Origin of the sequence: Longirhabdus pacifica (genome assembly GCF_004115085.1) — a bacterium.
GTDB classification, from domain to species: Bacteria; Bacillota; Bacilli; order Paenibacillales; family DSM-105158; genus Longirhabdus; species Longirhabdus pacifica.
Genome location: NZ_QXJP01000006.1, coordinates 1 through 15,284 on the forward strand (window position 1 = coordinate 1; position 15,284 = coordinate 15,284).

Sequence of the window (15,284 nt, forward strand, 5' to 3'; positions counted from 1 at the left end):
GTCTCTTAACCGTAGGGACTACGGGGATAGCCTAATAAACAATTGGCGGTTACGCTGATGTTCTTAGGAATCCACCACTTCAAGCAACCCGAAAGGGTGATAAGTGGTGGGTCGTTCAACTGTGTGGTATTTTAATAAAATAAACGAGACCAAAAAGATCTTTTCCTCGTTTGTTGTCCGCTTAATACTACTCTTATCTTATTATCACTTACTCTTTCTACTACGCGGTAGCCGTACTTTGATTTTGTAGCGACACCTTCTTTATTGGGTATACAATAGCCGTCCACTTTGCATTTGCCATCATCTAAGACAATGACTTGCCCAACGAGAGAAACATGAACCCATTCGTCTCTATCCTGACGGGGAAAATAAACTTGTTTTTGATCCCATTGATAATTGAATATGGGGATTTGTTCTTCTTGCTCAGGATAAATGATTTGGCCTTTTTCATTTTTTTGAGCATCAATGTTAATGTTGTTGTATTTATTTCTTTCCCACTCATCTTTTTCAAATTTATGATTCCAATGAAGAGGGCTGCTGTTACCACTTATGGTGCAGTGCAAACATGTTACGCCTAATATATAATTGTCTTTTTTCGTAGCTTTACGTACTTTTTTCCCTGACAACGTGACAAAATAACCGGCTTCGATTTTTTGAGCATCGATGGTTTCAAACATCTCACCGTAGCTAGATGCAGATGAAAAAAAAGTGCCATCAATGAGTACATCACCATGATTTCCATTGACCATAGCGGAAATATTTTGTTTCGTAAAGCTTGTTCCATTAGCTAGAAACCAGGAATTTGAAGCTGTCGCACTTCCATATCGTCCCATGATATGAGCATTTCTTTTATAGTTAGTCGACGTTCCTTCCCCTTCAGCATGAGAGTTTATTCCATTTGCAAAAGTATGAGATCCTTCAGCATGTGAATTTTCACCTGTAGCATAGGTCATCATACCTTCACTATGCGCGTTCACCCCAGAAGCAGTAGTTAGAAAACCTTCAGCATGTGAATTGGAGCCTGTCGCTTTGTTATTACCGCTTTTTTTCTCGTTTTCTATATGTTTTGGATCATTTGTATTGTCCACATTTCATCCTCCTTTGCAGCTCCTATATTCTTATGCTTTAAAAGCATTGTACGTTCAATTTTCTTCAAAATATTCTCTTGATTTTTTTATTCAAAAATCCGACAATGTACATTTATAAAACATAAAATTCATGATATTTCAACAAATCTATTAAATTCAGAGAAAAAAATGTTAAAATACATATAGAGCAGAAAAACTTGGAAGAAGCACATGTAAATAAAAAGGGTATTTACCTTTTCATTGCTAGTGGTTGTGTAGACTGAAATATTTTTGTTACTATATCACGCTGTAATTTAGGGGGTCATGTATGAAGTATTTATTAAAACTTAGCATTAAAATGAAACTTATTCTGTTACTAGTATTTATTTTTGTCTTTACTTCAACTGCAAGCTATGTTTCTTCTATTCGACAGCATAACCTGGCCGATTCTTATCAAGAGCTCATGGTGATGATGGAAGCCCAAAAAATAATGAGAGAGCTTCAATCTGATCTTAATGCTTTCTCTAATTCCGAGCGAGAATATTTATTAAAACAAGATGAAAGCAATTTGACGGACATTCAGCAAGAACATGACGATATATTAGCGCATATTGAAAAGTTAAAATCACTGACAGTTGGTCATGCTTTTTCAGAAAAAACACTTCCGAACATGGAAAAAAATTATAATGCACTGTGGGAGCAAAGTCAGATTGTAATTGGGTTAGTACAGCAAGGCGACATTGACGAAGCCGTTTATCTTCATTTTTATGAAGAGGAATACATAAGAGATGTGCAGTTGGATTCAACCGTTCGTGCATTAGTAGATTCCATGGATCGAGAAGTGCAGAACAGGGAAGATTTGCAAATTCAACGTGTAAAAGATAATGATAATTTAACTATTATGATGTATGCTGCACTGTTACTTTTCGGTGCTATTATTTCCTATTTTATGATTCGTTCCATTATGAAACCGTTAAAACAAATTAATACACAATTAGGGCAAATATCTAAAGGTGCAGGGGATTTAACACAACAAGTTACTGTAAGCAATAGAGATGAATTAGGTGTACTTGCAGGTTCATTTAATACATTTACAGATTCACTCCGCATGATCATTTTAAACATCCGCAATACATCAGAAGATGTAGCAAGTTCATCGATTGAAATGAATCAAGGAGTGAAAGAAACAAGTCAATATACAGATAATATGACAACCGTGGTGAGCGAAGTGGCAGAGTTGTCTAAGCAACAAAAAAATATTACACAGGAGATTGCTGTCTCCATGGAAGAATCCAATGTTGGGTTGCAACGTATTGCTCAAAATGCTTCTTCCGTTAATGACTTTGCGATAGAAACGACGGATTTAGCAAAAGAAGGTGTGAAGTTCGGTCAAAAGTCTGTTCAACAAATGAATGAGATTTATGAATCTTTTCATGTTACGGACGAAAGAATGAAAAACTTAGAGAAATATACGGAGCGAATTTCTGATGCCACAACCTTGATTAGAGAAATTGCTGAACAAACAAATCTATTGTCTTTAAATGCCGCGATAGAAGCTGCAAGAGCAGGCGATGCTGGGAAGGGGTTTGCTGTAGTGGCAGATGAGGTGAAGAATTTAGCCGTGCAAACAACGAGTTCCACAGAGCAGATTGGCAATATGGTGACCACGATCCTATCTGAAATGAAAAGTACTAATTCTTCTATTAAGGATTTACAAGCGCGTCTTATGGATGGTATATCCATTGTAAAATCAGGGGATCAAAAATTCCGTAACATATTAGATTCGATGACAGAAGTAGCGAATCAAGTGCATGATATTTCTGCGACCTCACAACAAATTTCGGCAGGATTTGAGGAAGTCTCTGCTTCCATGAATGAAATTGCAACCGCTTCTGCTAACAATGCAGAGCATGCGGTACAAGGCGTGAATAACACAACAAAACAAAAAGAATTAATGAAAAGTATGGAGGAACAAATTCACCAGCTGTCTAAACTGGCAGAATCTTTATTTAAACAAGTTGATCGTTTTAAAATAAAATAAGAAATAAAGTATGTTATTGTAAAAAGACAAGGCATATGTGGGCATCGTCAGTAGATATGATCTGTTGACGATGCCGTTTTTGTATAGTTGTATAGCCTATTTTCTAAAGTTGCATAGCTCATTTTCATTCATTGATGTATGATTTCATGTCATTGCTTGTACTTTTTTTTCTTAGCTCTAATGTTCACCTCTGGTTGAGATGTGTGGTTCCCTTTGGTTTTTTGCGTGTTTTCTTTGGTTACTTGTAATTCGTCTTTTTGATTACTTTTATGATCATCATGACAGTCATTTTCGGAAGTTGTTTTTAAATCGCTATAATTTGCCCCAATGTTTAGTTTTCCTGTCAGTTCATTGACTTCAAGTTGCTTGAAGTTGTTGTTAAATTCTAATTTATCTAATGAAATATGATCGACATGAATGTTTTCCACCTTAACAGGAGGTTGGATGACGCCTTGTTCCATTTTGTATACTAAACTATTCAGTTGTCCCTCTATTTTCGTTAGCTGCTCCTGTAATGCATTGACTTTTCTATAATTAGAGCTTATCCATTTTTTAAACATAAGCATCTCCACATTTTTAATCAATAGTAATGTTCTGTTCTTCATTTTCCATGCGCGGCAATTTAATGACTAATACTCCATTGCCATACTTTGCATTCATTTTATTGGTATCCGCTGCCTCAGGTAAACGAATCGTTCGTTCAAAATCACCATGATATCGTTCTGATTGTATTTTGGTCGTATTATCGTAGTGCGATTCTATAAAGCCTTTAATCGTAAGTTGATCTCCTGCTAAGGTGAGTTGAAGGTTATTTTTGCTTATACCTGGTAGCTCAGCTAATACAATCATATTCGCTGGTGTCATATAAATATCCACAAGAGGGTATTCACTTGATGTGCGTGCGGAAGTTTGAACGGGTCCAGATTGATCCCAAAATTGCTGCATATTGCTTTTCTCTGTTCCAGTCCCATCAGGTTGGAACATCGGATCATTCATAAACTGTTTCACATAATCTGTATTGAACATAGACTGCCAAAAGTTGCCGCCTTGAAATTTCTGTGCCATCTCTAGCCACTGCTTTAATTTATCTGGATCCATTTATTGACCTCCTTGTAGCGAGCGCACATAATTGCCCTAATTTCGCATATATATTGGTTAATAAAGAGGAGGGAAAATAATATATTCGTCTCTTTACTATCCATATTTCATTTTTCTAATTTTCATGCTAAATAAGTTGAATTTATAAACATAAAAAAGTTAAAAAATATTGTACACAAAAAAGTAAAGGGGTGTAGTGTGTGACCACACCATGTATCAATATCAACATTTTTATGATTAAAGTGAATGCAATAGAGAATGCATCCGCGTTAAATGTTGGTCAAAATTTATTAGCAGATTGGAATAATTCAGATAAACGAAATCAAGGGTTTGGCTCAAATCAAGCAGATCACACAAATTTTTTGGCACCGAAAAGTTTTGTTGACGATAGAGATTTAATCGATTCGCCAGCTACGTTTGAATCTAGCTGCCCGAAACATTTGATGAGGAAGGATTGATTAAATGGTTTGTATACCCCCTGTAAATTTTGCGCCTACAGTGGTAAATTTAGTTGGTTTTAAGGTCAACCTTATCGACCGTGCATCGAAGATTAGTTTTGGTGGAGTGGTGGACATCGACTTCTTCCTCTCGACAAAAATTAACCAAGGTTATGGAGAAAGTGCTGGTGATTTCAACGTTCAAATCTTCCCAATCAGTACAGTGTATGATCCAGATGTCATTGATTCACCGAGTTCAAAAGTTAGTGTCATTTGACCCATGTAGTTAAATTTACAGAAAGGGATGATTGAATGAACTTTGCACCGACATTGGTCAATTTGGTAGGGTTTAAAGTGAACCTAATCGATCGTGCGTCCACGATTAGTTTTGGTGGTGTAACGCAAATTGACTTCTTTTTATCGACAAAAATAAATCAAGGATATGGTGAAGATGCAGGAGATTTCAGCGTATCCATTGTTCCAATTAGCACCGTCTTTGATCCAGATGTCATTGATTCTACTTCCGCAAAGGCAAGTGTGATTTAAACAACAAAGTATGGAGTAAGCATATAAAAGAATAGGCAATGAAACAACAGCACCCTGTCGCAAATGACAGGGTGCTGTCATTACTCCAATTTTTATATGATTTAAGCATTAACAATTAAATATACAATTGATTACAAATTGTATGCGCTTTCATAGCTGGCGCAGTATCGTTTTGTATTTTAATGCAAATAAAATGAATATGTATTCGGAAAACTTTTCATAGAAAATTCGCTTTACAGATAAGAACTATATAACATATAATGTGAACAATAGTTGCATTCATATTGTATATTAGTGCAAAATATCTTCTTATTAATACATTTGCTTTGATTTTAATTGAAGTTAGAATGTGCTAATAATACCAGATTCAGCTTCGTAGGAGGTAAATATTCTGATAAAATAAATTATGCTATGAAAGGTGAATATACAATGAGACAATTTGGACTTCCGCACAAACAAGGGCTATATGATCCTCAATTCGAGCATGACGCTTGTGGTATTGGATTTGTTGCCAATATTAAGGGTCATCCCTCGCATCATATTGTCGAGCAAGCATTAGTCGTCCTGCGTAACTTAGACCATCGAGGTGGTCAGGGTGCAGAGAGTAACACTGGAGACGGTGCAGGGATTTTGATGCAAATACCTCATCAATTTTTTCAACAACAGTTATTCAACGACCATGTCAAACTTCCTAAAAAAGGAGACTATGGTATAGGAATGATATTTATGCCGCAAGATGTATCATTTCAACAGCAATGTGAATCTATTGTTGAAGAAATTGTTACGGACGAAGGTCAATCTGTTTTAGCGTGGAGAGAAGTGCCTACAAGTAACCATGAGATGTTAGGTCAATCTGCGAGAAACAGTCAACCTTATGTACGTCAGTTATTTATTGAAAGAAGTCATGATATACCAAGCGGCATCGACTTTGAACGGAAATTATATGTGATTCGTAAGAGAATCGAACATCGTATTCAGCAATTGAACATCCCACAGTTTTATGTCGTTAGTCTTTCTAGTAAAACGATCGTATATAAAGGGATGTTAACCCCAGACCAAGTAGATTTATTTTATGCTGATTTAAAAAATCCGCAATTTGAAACAGCGATAGCTTTAGTCCATTCCAGATTTAGCACTAACACGTTTCCAAGTTGGGAACGAGCACATCCATATCGATACTTTATTCATAACGGAGAAATTAATACATTAAGAGGCAATGTAAACTGGATGAAAGCACGAGAGTCTATGTGCCAATCCGATATATTTGGTGAAGATTTGAACAAATGTTTTCCACTGCTTGATGAAACAGGTAGTGATGCACAAATGTTTGATAATACGCTAGAATTTCTACATTTATCTGGGCGTTCATTACCGCATGCTGCGATGATGATGATACCAGAGCCTTGGCAAAAAAATGAGCACATGGATAAGGAAAAAAGGGACTTCTATGCTTATCATAGTGCGCTAATGGAACCATGGGATGGACCTGCTGCGGTATGTTTTTCTGACGGTTCTGTTATTGGGGCTTGTTTAGATCGTAATGGATTAAGACCTGCGAGATACTATGTTACCAAAGATGATTTGATCGTGCTTTCTTCCGAGGTCGGTGTATTGCACATACCGGAAGAAGATATCGTCATGAAGGAACGTTTGCGTCCAGGCAAGATGTTATTAGTAGATACGGAACAAGGACGTATGATTAGTGATGAAGAGTTGAAGAGCGAGATTGCTTCAGCGCATCCGTATGGAGAATGGTTGCAGCAACATCAGATTGCTATCGAAGCGTTGCCATGTAAAACTTCCGTACCATCAATAGAAGAAACACAATTAGTATCGTTGCAAAAAGCGTTTGGCTATACGACAGAACATGTGATGAAAATATTAAAACCGATGGCTGAAGAGGGAATTGAACCAACCGCATCCATGGGTGTAGATATTCCACTAGCTGTATTATCTAAAAAGCCGCAAATGCTCTACAGTTATTTCAAGCAGTTATTTGCGCAAGTAACGAATCCTCCTATTGATGCGATTCGAGAAGAAATTGTGACTTCTTCTATGGTGTTGTTAGGAGCAGAGGGCAACTTATTGCAGCCAACTGCAGCAAGTGCCAAGAAAATTAAACTTCAATCACCAGTATTAAGTAATGAACAGTTACAAAGTATTCGTGATCTGGATGAAGCAGCTTTTCAAACAGAAACGTTATCCTTATTATTTGATGCAGAAACAGGCAGTACTGGTATGAAACAAGCGCTAGACACCTTGTTCGAAAAGGCAGACGAAGCAGTGAACAACGGGAAATCATTGCTTATTCTTTCCGATCGTGGGTTGTCACGTGAGCGTGCTTCTATTCCAACGTTGCTAGCTGCATCTGGATTGCATCATCATTTGATTCGCAAAGGGAATAGAATGCAAGTTAGCTTGATCATAGAATCAGGAGAGCCTAGAGAAGTACATCATTTTGCTGTGTTGTTAGGTTTCGGTGCGGATTCGATTAACCCTTATGTCGCTTTTGAAACATTAAAGCAGATGAAGCGGGATGGCATCATTCAACTGAATGCTTCAGACGAGATGATAACCGAGCACTACGTGAAGGCTACGGTGAAAGGCATTATTAAAATATTATCCAAAATGGGTATTTCTACAATACAAAGTTATCAAGGTGCGCAAATTTTTGAAGCGATTGGTATTTCAAAGCAAGTTATTGATGCATATTTTACGGGAACGGCATCTCGTATTGGAGGCATTGATTTTGATACTATTGCTAAAGAACAACTGGATAAGCATGTAAGTGCATATCAGCAGTTAGAAACTTACGGACTAGAAAGTGGTGGCGAACACCAGTGGAGAATAGACGGAGAAAAGCATTTATTTTCACCGGAAACCGTACATGCACTTCAAAACTCCACAAAAACAAACGATTACGAAGAATATAAACGCTTTGCATCGCTCATAGATGATCAAAGAAAGCAGCACATTACACTGCGTAGTTTAATGCAATTTAAAACAGATTCAGCTCGTTCCCCAATTCCGATTGAAGAAGTAGAATCGGTGGAAGAAATTTGCAAACGATTCAAAACGGGCGCGATGTCGTTCGGTTCACTTAGTAAAGAAGCGCACGAAAGCTTAGCCATTGCAATGAATCGCATTGGTGGCAAGAGCAACACGGGTGAAGGAGGAGAAGATCCAGCTCGTTTCGTTGCAGATGAGAATGGAGATCTTCGACGCAGTGCCATTAAGCAAGTTGCATCCGGTCGCTTCGGTGTTTCTAGTCACTATTTAATGAATGCGGATGAAATTCAAATTAAAATTGCACAAGGAGCAAAACCTGGTGAAGGTGGACAATTGCCAGCTAAAAAGGTATATCCATGGGTTGCGGAAGTAAGGGGGTCGACTCCAGGCGTAGGATTAATCTCACCGCCTCCACATCATGATATTTACTCTATTGAAGACTTGGCAGAGCTCATTCATGATTTGAAAAATGCAAATCCACGTGCAAAAATTTGTGTGAAGCTCGTTTCAGAAGTCGGCGTTGGTACGATCGCAGCTGGTGTTGCGAAAGGGAAAGCAGACATCATTATGATCAGTGGTTTTGATGGTGGAACAGGTGCTTCACCTAGAACGAGTTTGTATCATACCGGATTACCTTGGGAGCTTGGATTAGCGGAAACACACCAAACGTTAATGTTGAACCAGCTCAGGGATCGTGTCGTGTTAGAAACAGACGGGAAGATGCTTACGGGTAGAGATGTTATCATTGCAGCTTTACTAGGAGCAGAAGAATACGGATTTTCTACTGCGCCACTCATTGCACTAGGTTGTGTGATGATGCGTGTATGTCAGAAGGATACTTGTCCTGTTGGAATTGCAACACAAAATCCAACTTTACGTGATAAATTTGCAGGTGATCCAGACTATGTCGTAAATTACTTGAAATTCATTGCCCAGCATACGAGAGAATTGATGGCAGAGTTAGGCTTCCGCACGATAAATGAAATGGTAGGTAGAACGGATGTATTGGAACAAAGAAAGCTGGATGAAGATGTAAAATGCAACAATATCGATCTTTCGCCAATGTTTTATCGTCCAGATGTACCGCAAGGGACAGGAACCTACAAACAAATAGAACAAGACCATAAATTAGATCAATCCATCGATAGAAAGCAGTTGCTAGATTTATGTGCTCCTGCATTAGATCATAAAGAAAATGTGCATGCTATTTTACCGATCACCAATCAAAATCGGGTAGCAGGAACCATCGTAGGTAGTGAAATTACGAAACGTTATGGCTTAGAAGGGCTGCCACACGACACGATTCGTATACACTTCCAAGGTTCAGCGGGACTAAGCTTCGGGGCATTTGTGCCAAAAGGCATGACATTGTCCTTAGAAGGCGACGCCAATGACTATGTTGGAAAAGGACTTTCTGGTGGAAAAGTGATTGTATTCCCATCTGAGAAGTCCCCATTTGTTGCTGAAGAAAATATTATTGTTGGTAATGTTTCTTTCTATGGTGCAACCGCTGGAGAAGCGTATATACGTGGAATCGCTGGGGAAAGATTCTGTGTTCGTAATAGTGGAGTGCGTGCAGTCGTCGAAGGAGTAGGAGATCATGCATGTGAATATATGACGGGTGGAAGAGTCGTTATACTCGGTTCTACAGGTCGTAACTTTGCAGCAGGGATGTCAGGTGGTATTGCTTATGTCTATGACGAAGACAACACGTTTAAAGACAAAGTAAATACGGAGATGGTACTACTAGAAACGCTGGAAGAAGATTACGAGATTAATGAAGTGAAGCAAATGATACGTAACCAAGTAAAATTCACAGGCAGCGACGTTGCACACCGAATTTTACATGATTGGGAAGTGAATCAATATAAATTTGTCAAAGTCATTCCACGAGACTTCAAGCGGATGTTTAATTCGATTGAAAGAGGAAAGAAAAACGGGATGAATGATAAAGAAGCGGCAATGGCTGCTTTTGTGGAAAATATGAAGGAAGTAGAAAGTAGTCAAACGAAGCAAGCCACCCCTGTAGGTGCTAAATAAAGAGAGGAGGAAGAGAAATGGCAACAACAACCGGTTTTTTAGAATATACAAGAGAGCTTCCTACCGATCGTGATCCGTTAGAGAGAATAAAGGACTGGGATGAATTTCAACAACAGTTTTCGGAAGAACAGCTCAAACAACAAGGTGCACGCTGTATGGACTGTGGTGTCCCATACTGTCATACGGGAAGTACGCTTAATCAAACCACAGCTGGGTGTCCGATTCATAATTTAATTCCAGAGTGGAATCATCTTGTTTATTTAGGCAAATGGCGTGAAGCATTAGATCGACTGCACAAAACAAATAACTTCCCTGAATTTACTGGAAGGGTTTGTCCTGCTCCTTGTGAAGGATCATGTACTGTAGGTTTAAACGGCGATCCAGTTACGATTAAAAACATCGAGCAAGCGATTGTAGATAGAGGATTCGAAGAAGGTTGGATTGTAGCACAACCTCCAAAGCAACGTACAGGCAAACGTATCGCTATCGTTGGTTCAGGTCCTGCTGGATTATCATGTGCGCAACAGCTAAATACGGCTGGGCACCTCGTTACCGTATACGAGAAAGCCGATCGTATCGGTGGGTTACTGACGTACGGTATTCCAGCAATGAAACTAGATAAATCTGTAGTGGAACGTAGAGTTCAAATTTTACAAGAAGAAGGCATTACTTTTGTTACGAGTACGGAAGTGGGAGTGGACATTACCGAGGAACAATTGAAAGAAGATTATGATGCAATTGTACTTTGTGGTGGTGCACAAAAGGGACGGAAGTTAAATGTGGAAGGTGAAGATGCAAACGGAGTGCATCTCGCGATGGAATATTTAACATTAAGTCAAAAAAGCTATTTAGATTCTAACTTTGCGGATGGTAACTTTATTTCAGCTGAAAATAAAGATGTCATTGTCATTGGTGGTGGCGATACAGGGACGGATTGTATTGCTACTGCACTTCGTCAAAAATGTAAAAGTGTGACACAGTTTGTTATTTATCCTGAAACGGCTGTGGAAAGACTAGCAAGCAACCCTTGGCCGGAGTATCCGAATGTGTATCGACTAGACTACGGACAAAAAGAAGCGAAGGCATTATACGGTCAAGATCCAAGAGCGTACAAAATTTTAACCGAAAAAATTGTGAAAGATGATCAAGGGAATGTGAAAGAGCTTCACACCGTAGAAGTCATTCGTACGAAGCATAAAGATGGAACTCGCCATAACGAAATTATTCCTGGTACGCAAAAAGTATGGCCAGCACAATTAGTGTTTGTTGCCATGGGCTTTAGTGGACCAGAAGGAGATTTGATAGATAACCTTGGCGTAGAGCGAGATCGTTGGTCGTGTGCAAAAGCTGAATATGGCAAATACAAAACGAATGTAGAGGGTGTATTTGCAGCAGGCGATGTTAGACGCGGTCAAAGTCTTGTCGTTTGGGCTATCAATGAAGGAAGAGAAGCTGCACGTGAAGTAGATAAATATTTGATGGGAACTTCCGAGCTACCATAACATACAATCTCAACAATAGAACTAGAACGATAAAACTTGAACAATACAATTTCACAGAGAACAACGAATAGAGCTGTCGATCATAAAATGTCCTTTACACAAGGTTTCACTTTTAGATCGACAGCTTTTTTTACTTGCAATATGCATATATAGTCTTAGCCTACAAATCGTAGTTGACCTACTGTGCCAATCACCATTTGATCATCTAGCATAGGGGGAACAAATGCTGCCGCAGCTCTGCGATATTGAGAATAGCGTGATAAGTACTTGTATCCAGGACGTGTAGCTTGATCTAGTAGATAGGCGGAACGTTCTGCAAACGGTATACGATGTTGATTTAAGTAAAAAATCATCTCGTCCCCCGTTCTTACCCCAATCCCGTGTCCATAATATAACCCATTTCCTAGATCCACTGCATTTTCACCTTGCCACTGCGGTTGGTATGGATCAACATCTGGATTTTTAAAATACCGAACATCACCAGGGAAATAATCTGGAAAACTTCTTGTCAATAACCTTAAATCTCGATCATGCTGCCAATCGCGAATGTAGAGATTAGCAAATAGTCGATTAAATTGTAGCTCTCCTATCATATTCAGCGTAGCTTTGTACAATAAAATAATAATAGCTGTAGCACATTCAAATGCATATAAGTGTCCATTTGTGTATATATCATGTACAGCGATACTAGAAGGCACACCACGCTTTAACTGAAACCCTCCATTATTTGTTCTGTACCAGTACTGGCTATTACATCTAGATTGTGAAAATACAGCGAAGGAGACGCCACTCTCATTTAATGCATAGGAAGCTTTAATGGTTTCATGACGAAAGCGAAGTTCAAAATATAGTTGTTGTCTAGAAGAAAAATAATAAACATTAGGACTCATAATCATCTTCCGTAAAATTTGTTGCTCTATAGGATCAAGGTTGTACTGTGAGGAGAAAGTATCATATGACAGCATATTGAAACCGCCGTTAAGCTGAATCAAGCCAATCATCCTCTCTTTATCGTTGTGGTGGCAAAGTGAGAATACGAAGCAAATACTTTAATCATAGGTTAAACTTTGGGTTGATGGATACGCTTGTTACTTGAATGGGAGTCAGCATGAATTTCAATTGTAGACTGTAAAAACTTGCGAATTTCATTTGGTGTGAGTCCATGTTGCTTTGCCTCATGTATGAGAGCTATCCATTCAGGATCAAGATCAAATGGGGGTTCTTTTGTCTTATTATTATTTCTCATGGCTTCCTCCTAACCAAAAAATTCTGTATAAAGAACAATATAATTTAATCAAGTCCAAAAAAAGATTAGTTTTATTGTACTATATACGTAATAGAAAACACTGTCACTTTTTGTAGGGTAACAAGAAAACATTATGTAGAAAACAGAGTTTTTTGTTAAAATCTTATAAAATAAAAAGAATTCATTTTAAATTAACTAATTTTAACTATAAATTAATAAAAAATAATAAAATATAGAAAAAACATTAACTTTACAAAATACGACACCAATAGATGTTATCTGTTGTAATACTGTAATTTACATTTTATATATAGTAAAAATATAGTAAAAAAGTTTTTAAATAACTTTAAAATTATGAATGATTGCTTTATACTCAATTATATATTCTGTATAACGAACGCCAGTTTTGAAGGAGATGATCCTATGAATGGCTACATGCATCGAGGGTTGCATAACATCATCATTTTATCATGCGGATTGTTATTAGCTATAAGTTTATTACTTATTAACTATGAGAAAATTGTCATTTTTGACCTTTCTTTATATTCTGTTGAGGGTAAATACGACATTTATGAAAAAGGTAGCTTGATTATTATGAAACAAATCAATGAAGTGACGATAGAAAATAACAATAATACAATTGCTACAAAAAATGAATCGAACCAGATTAAATTTATTCAAGATATGGACTTCCTAGACGAGAGTAATAGTACAGAAAACCTCACGATGATACACAAACAACCAAGTCATTCAGACGCTGTACATGATGATAAAGACGTGAGCAAAGGTTCAACGATGATGCACCATGACATCAATACAGAATGGATGGCCATTGTCGTTTATTCCATTCCATATATAGGATCGTTATTGAACTTTATGCAAACCATAATGGGAATGATCATTTTTTTTATTATTCCATTCCTTATTTTCAGTAGTTTTATGCTGCATCGATTAATTTCGATGTTGACGTTGAAAAATAGAATAAACATAAAATAAAAGCAGTATAATGTAATACATTGTTACATTTAAGTTGTATTTATTCGTCATGATCTGCTGTATTATTCGAAAATTCGTTATCTATTTGCTATAATGGCAGTACATACATAATAAAATTGATTGAGGGAGATAACTCATGATAGGTAACAGGGTGCAAAGAATTAGGAAACAGCAACGATTATCGCTGACAGAATTAGCGGAGAGAGCGAATGTGGCAAAATCATATTTGAGCTCTATTGAAAGAGGCATTCAGCAAAATCCTTCCATTCAATTTTTAGAAAAAGTGTCTAAAGTGCTTCATTGCTCCGTCGAAGAATTGCTTTATGATAAAAATGAATGGAAAGAAGATACCGAATTAGACCAAGAGTGGACTGATATTGTAAAAGAAGCGATGAATTCGGGTATTAGTAAAGAGCAATTCAAAGAGTTTTTAGAATTTAATAAATGGAGAAATTCTAATTTTAAATAATATGATTTCCCTTCCTTATTCATGCATTTCCCTTTATGATGAAAACGAAGAATGGCATCATCGTTTGCACATACAGCTTCATGCTTAATAATGAAGATAAAGGCCTTCAGAAGCTGTATGCGTCAGAGTGAACAAATGAACTCTATGGTTTTCAAGTATTTATCGACAGCAATAAACGTAAATTCGTTTAAGCGACATTTAACTTATACACACCTGTTACTATTTTGCAGCTTGAATAATCTCTTCAGGAATTTCAATTGACTTTCTTTTTACCGCATCAATAAAGACTATTGTAATTTCCGCATCCGTAGCTAAATCGCCGTGCTGATTGTATATTTCTTGTATCATGGTGCCGCTTTTTCCTCCTACACGAGTCGGTTTTACGGGCTTCGTTACGACTTTCACTTTATCCCCAAATCTTATCTCTTTTCGATAATTAATATTGACGTTTACAAGTACGATCATGATTTGTTTTTCTCTTAGCTTCTCTACGGTTAAACCTGCTTTTTGTATCCAATCAAACCTTGCCCACTCCATATACTCCAAATATTTCGCGTTGTTTACATGTCCAAGTGTGTCTATTTCAGTTGAACGTACATCAATTTCAAATGTATGATGCTCCATCTGTTTATTTTTCCTCCTTGTTTTATATGATTTATATAGTATTCTTCATTATTATATCTTAATTTTCAGTTTATTCGAAGCGTTAAATTTGTATTAGTGAGACCAAGTTGAGAATGAAGTACTTCTATGATTTTGTACGTATGGTTCGTTAAAGCTAATAGTATAGATAAAAGTGAAATAATAGAATAGAAATATTCCATGTGGTAAAA

General features: G+C 37.3%; 14 protein-coding genes. 8 read left to right on the forward strand and 6 right to left on the reverse strand.

Annotated elements, in window-relative coordinates:
- Positions 1-131: 131 nt before the first annotated feature.
- Positions 132-1,088 (reverse strand): peptidase G2 autoproteolytic cleavage domain-containing protein, encoded by a 957-nt coding sequence (locus D1Z92_RS06130; protein WP_128894788.1) that lies wholly within the window; start codon positions 1,086-1,088, stop codon positions 132-134.
- Between the two features lie 307 nt (positions 1,089-1,395).
- Between D1Z92_RS06130 and D1Z92_RS06135 the strand changes: the two genes are divergently transcribed.
- Positions 1,396-3,108, forward strand: a complete 1,713-nt coding sequence (locus D1Z92_RS06135; protein WP_128894789.1) for a methyl-accepting chemotaxis protein — start codon at positions 1,396-1,398, stop codon at positions 3,106-3,108.
- 149 nt (positions 3,109-3,257) lie between these two features.
- On the opposite strand, the gene D1Z92_RS06140 is transcribed toward D1Z92_RS06135, so the two are convergent.
- On the reverse strand, positions 3,258-3,668 hold the full coding sequence (locus D1Z92_RS06140; protein WP_128894790.1) for a hypothetical protein: 411 nt from the start codon (positions 3,666-3,668) through the stop codon (positions 3,258-3,260).
- 16 nt (positions 3,669-3,684) lie between these two features.
- A complete protein-coding gene (locus D1Z92_RS06145; protein ID WP_128894791.1) occupies positions 3,685-4,206 on the reverse strand; it encodes an Hsp20/alpha crystallin family protein in 522 nt (173 codons plus the stop codon).
- Between the two features lie 233 nt (positions 4,207-4,439).
- Between D1Z92_RS06145 and D1Z92_RS06150 the strand changes: the two genes are divergently transcribed.
- The 5 genes from D1Z92_RS06150 to D1Z92_RS06170 all read left to right on the forward strand — a co-directional run bounded on the left by D1Z92_RS06150 (position 4,440) and on the right by D1Z92_RS06170 (position 11,740).
- Positions 4,440-4,664, forward strand: a complete 225-nt coding sequence (locus D1Z92_RS06150; RefSeq protein WP_128894946.1) for a hypothetical protein — start codon at positions 4,440-4,442, stop codon at positions 4,662-4,664.
- 4 nt (positions 4,665-4,668) lie between these two features.
- Complete coding sequence (locus D1Z92_RS06155) at positions 4,669-4,920, forward strand: hypothetical protein (protein ID WP_128894792.1); 252 nt, start codon at positions 4,669-4,671, stop codon at positions 4,918-4,920.
- A gap of 35 nt (positions 4,921-4,955) precedes the next feature.
- On the forward strand, positions 4,956-5,189 hold the full coding sequence (locus D1Z92_RS06160) for a hypothetical protein (protein WP_128894793.1): 234 nt from the start codon (positions 4,956-4,958) through the stop codon (positions 5,187-5,189).
- A gap of 429 nt (positions 5,190-5,618) precedes the next feature.
- Positions 5,619-10,238, forward strand: coding sequence for a glutamate synthase large subunit (gene gltB, locus D1Z92_RS06165; RefSeq protein WP_128894794.1), 4,620 nt, complete (start codon positions 5,619-5,621; stop codon positions 10,236-10,238).
- A 17-nt stretch (positions 10,239-10,255) separates the two neighbouring features.
- Positions 10,256-11,740, forward strand: coding sequence for a glutamate synthase subunit beta (locus D1Z92_RS06170; protein WP_128894795.1), 1,485 nt, complete (start codon positions 10,256-10,258; stop codon positions 11,738-11,740).
- A 155-nt stretch (positions 11,741-11,895) separates the two neighbouring features.
- On the opposite strand, the gene D1Z92_RS06175 is transcribed toward D1Z92_RS06170, so the two are convergent.
- Both D1Z92_RS06175 and D1Z92_RS06180 read right to left on the reverse strand, forming a co-directional pair.
- The gene (locus D1Z92_RS06175; protein WP_164931478.1) at positions 11,896-12,732 is read right to left on the reverse strand and encodes a protein-glutamine gamma-glutamyltransferase; all 837 of its coding nucleotides are present in this window, start codon (positions 12,730-12,732) and stop codon (positions 11,896-11,898) included.
- Between the two features lie 68 nt (positions 12,733-12,800).
- Positions 12,801-12,986, reverse strand: coding sequence for an anti-repressor SinI family protein (locus D1Z92_RS06180; protein WP_128894797.1), 186 nt, complete (start codon positions 12,984-12,986; stop codon positions 12,801-12,803).
- A 423-nt stretch (positions 12,987-13,409) separates the two neighbouring features.
- Here D1Z92_RS06180 and D1Z92_RS06185 point away from each other — a divergent pair, with 423 nt between their 5' ends.
- Entirely contained in the window at positions 13,410-13,982 is a 573-nt protein-coding gene (locus D1Z92_RS06185; RefSeq protein WP_128894798.1) for a hypothetical protein, read from the forward strand.
- Between the two features lie 136 nt (positions 13,983-14,118).
- Positions 14,119-14,451 carry a helix-turn-helix domain-containing protein gene (locus tag D1Z92_RS06190; protein ID WP_128894799.1) on the forward strand — a complete coding sequence of 111 codons (333 nt, stop codon included), beginning with the start codon at positions 14,119-14,121 and terminating at the stop codon, positions 14,449-14,451.
- Positions 14,452-14,670: 219 nt separating this feature from the next.
- On the opposite strand, the gene D1Z92_RS06195 is transcribed toward D1Z92_RS06190, so the two are convergent.
- Entirely contained in the window at positions 14,671-15,075 is a 405-nt protein-coding gene (locus tag D1Z92_RS06195) for an acyl-CoA thioesterase (protein WP_128894800.1), read from the reverse strand.
- Positions 15,076-15,284 lie beyond the last annotated feature (209 nt).

Excerpts from the sequence above, each read along its gene's own strand:
- D1Z92_RS06135 (WP_128894789.1), top strand. The coding sequence starts at position 1,396 with ATGAAGTATTTATTAAAACTTAGCATTAAAATGAAACTTATTCTGTTA.
- D1Z92_RS06140 (WP_128894790.1), bottom strand. The coding sequence starts at position 3,668 with ATGTTTAAAAAATGGATAAGCTCTAATTATAGAAAAGTCAATGCATTA.
- D1Z92_RS06145 (WP_128894791.1), bottom strand. The coding sequence starts at position 4,206 with ATGGATCCAGATAAATTAAAGCAGTGGCTAGAGATGGCACAGAAATTT.
- D1Z92_RS06150 (WP_128894946.1), top strand. The coding sequence starts at position 4,440 with ATGATTAAAGTGAATGCAATAGAGAATGCATCCGCGTTAAATGTTGGT.
- D1Z92_RS06155 (WP_128894792.1), top strand. The coding sequence starts at position 4,669 with ATGGTTTGTATACCCCCTGTAAATTTTGCGCCTACAGTGGTAAATTTA.
- D1Z92_RS06160 (WP_128894793.1), top strand. The coding sequence starts at position 4,956 with ATGAACTTTGCACCGACATTGGTCAATTTGGTAGGGTTTAAAGTGAAC.
- gltB (WP_128894794.1), top strand. The coding sequence starts at position 5,619 with ATGAGACAATTTGGACTTCCGCACAAACAAGGGCTATATGATCCTCAA.
- D1Z92_RS06170 (WP_128894795.1), top strand. The coding sequence starts at position 10,256 with ATGGCAACAACAACCGGTTTTTTAGAATATACAAGAGAGCTTCCTACC.
- D1Z92_RS06180 (WP_128894797.1), bottom strand. The coding sequence starts at position 12,986 with ATGAGAAATAATAATAAGACAAAAGAACCCCCATTTGATCTTGATCCT.
- D1Z92_RS06185 (WP_128894798.1), top strand. The coding sequence starts at position 13,410 with ATGAATGGCTACATGCATCGAGGGTTGCATAACATCATCATTTTATCA.
- D1Z92_RS06190 (WP_128894799.1), top strand. The coding sequence starts at position 14,119 with ATGATAGGTAACAGGGTGCAAAGAATTAGGAAACAGCAACGATTATCG.
- D1Z92_RS06195 (WP_128894800.1), bottom strand. The coding sequence starts at position 15,075 with ATGGAGCATCATACATTTGAAATTGATGTACGTTCAACTGAAATAGAC.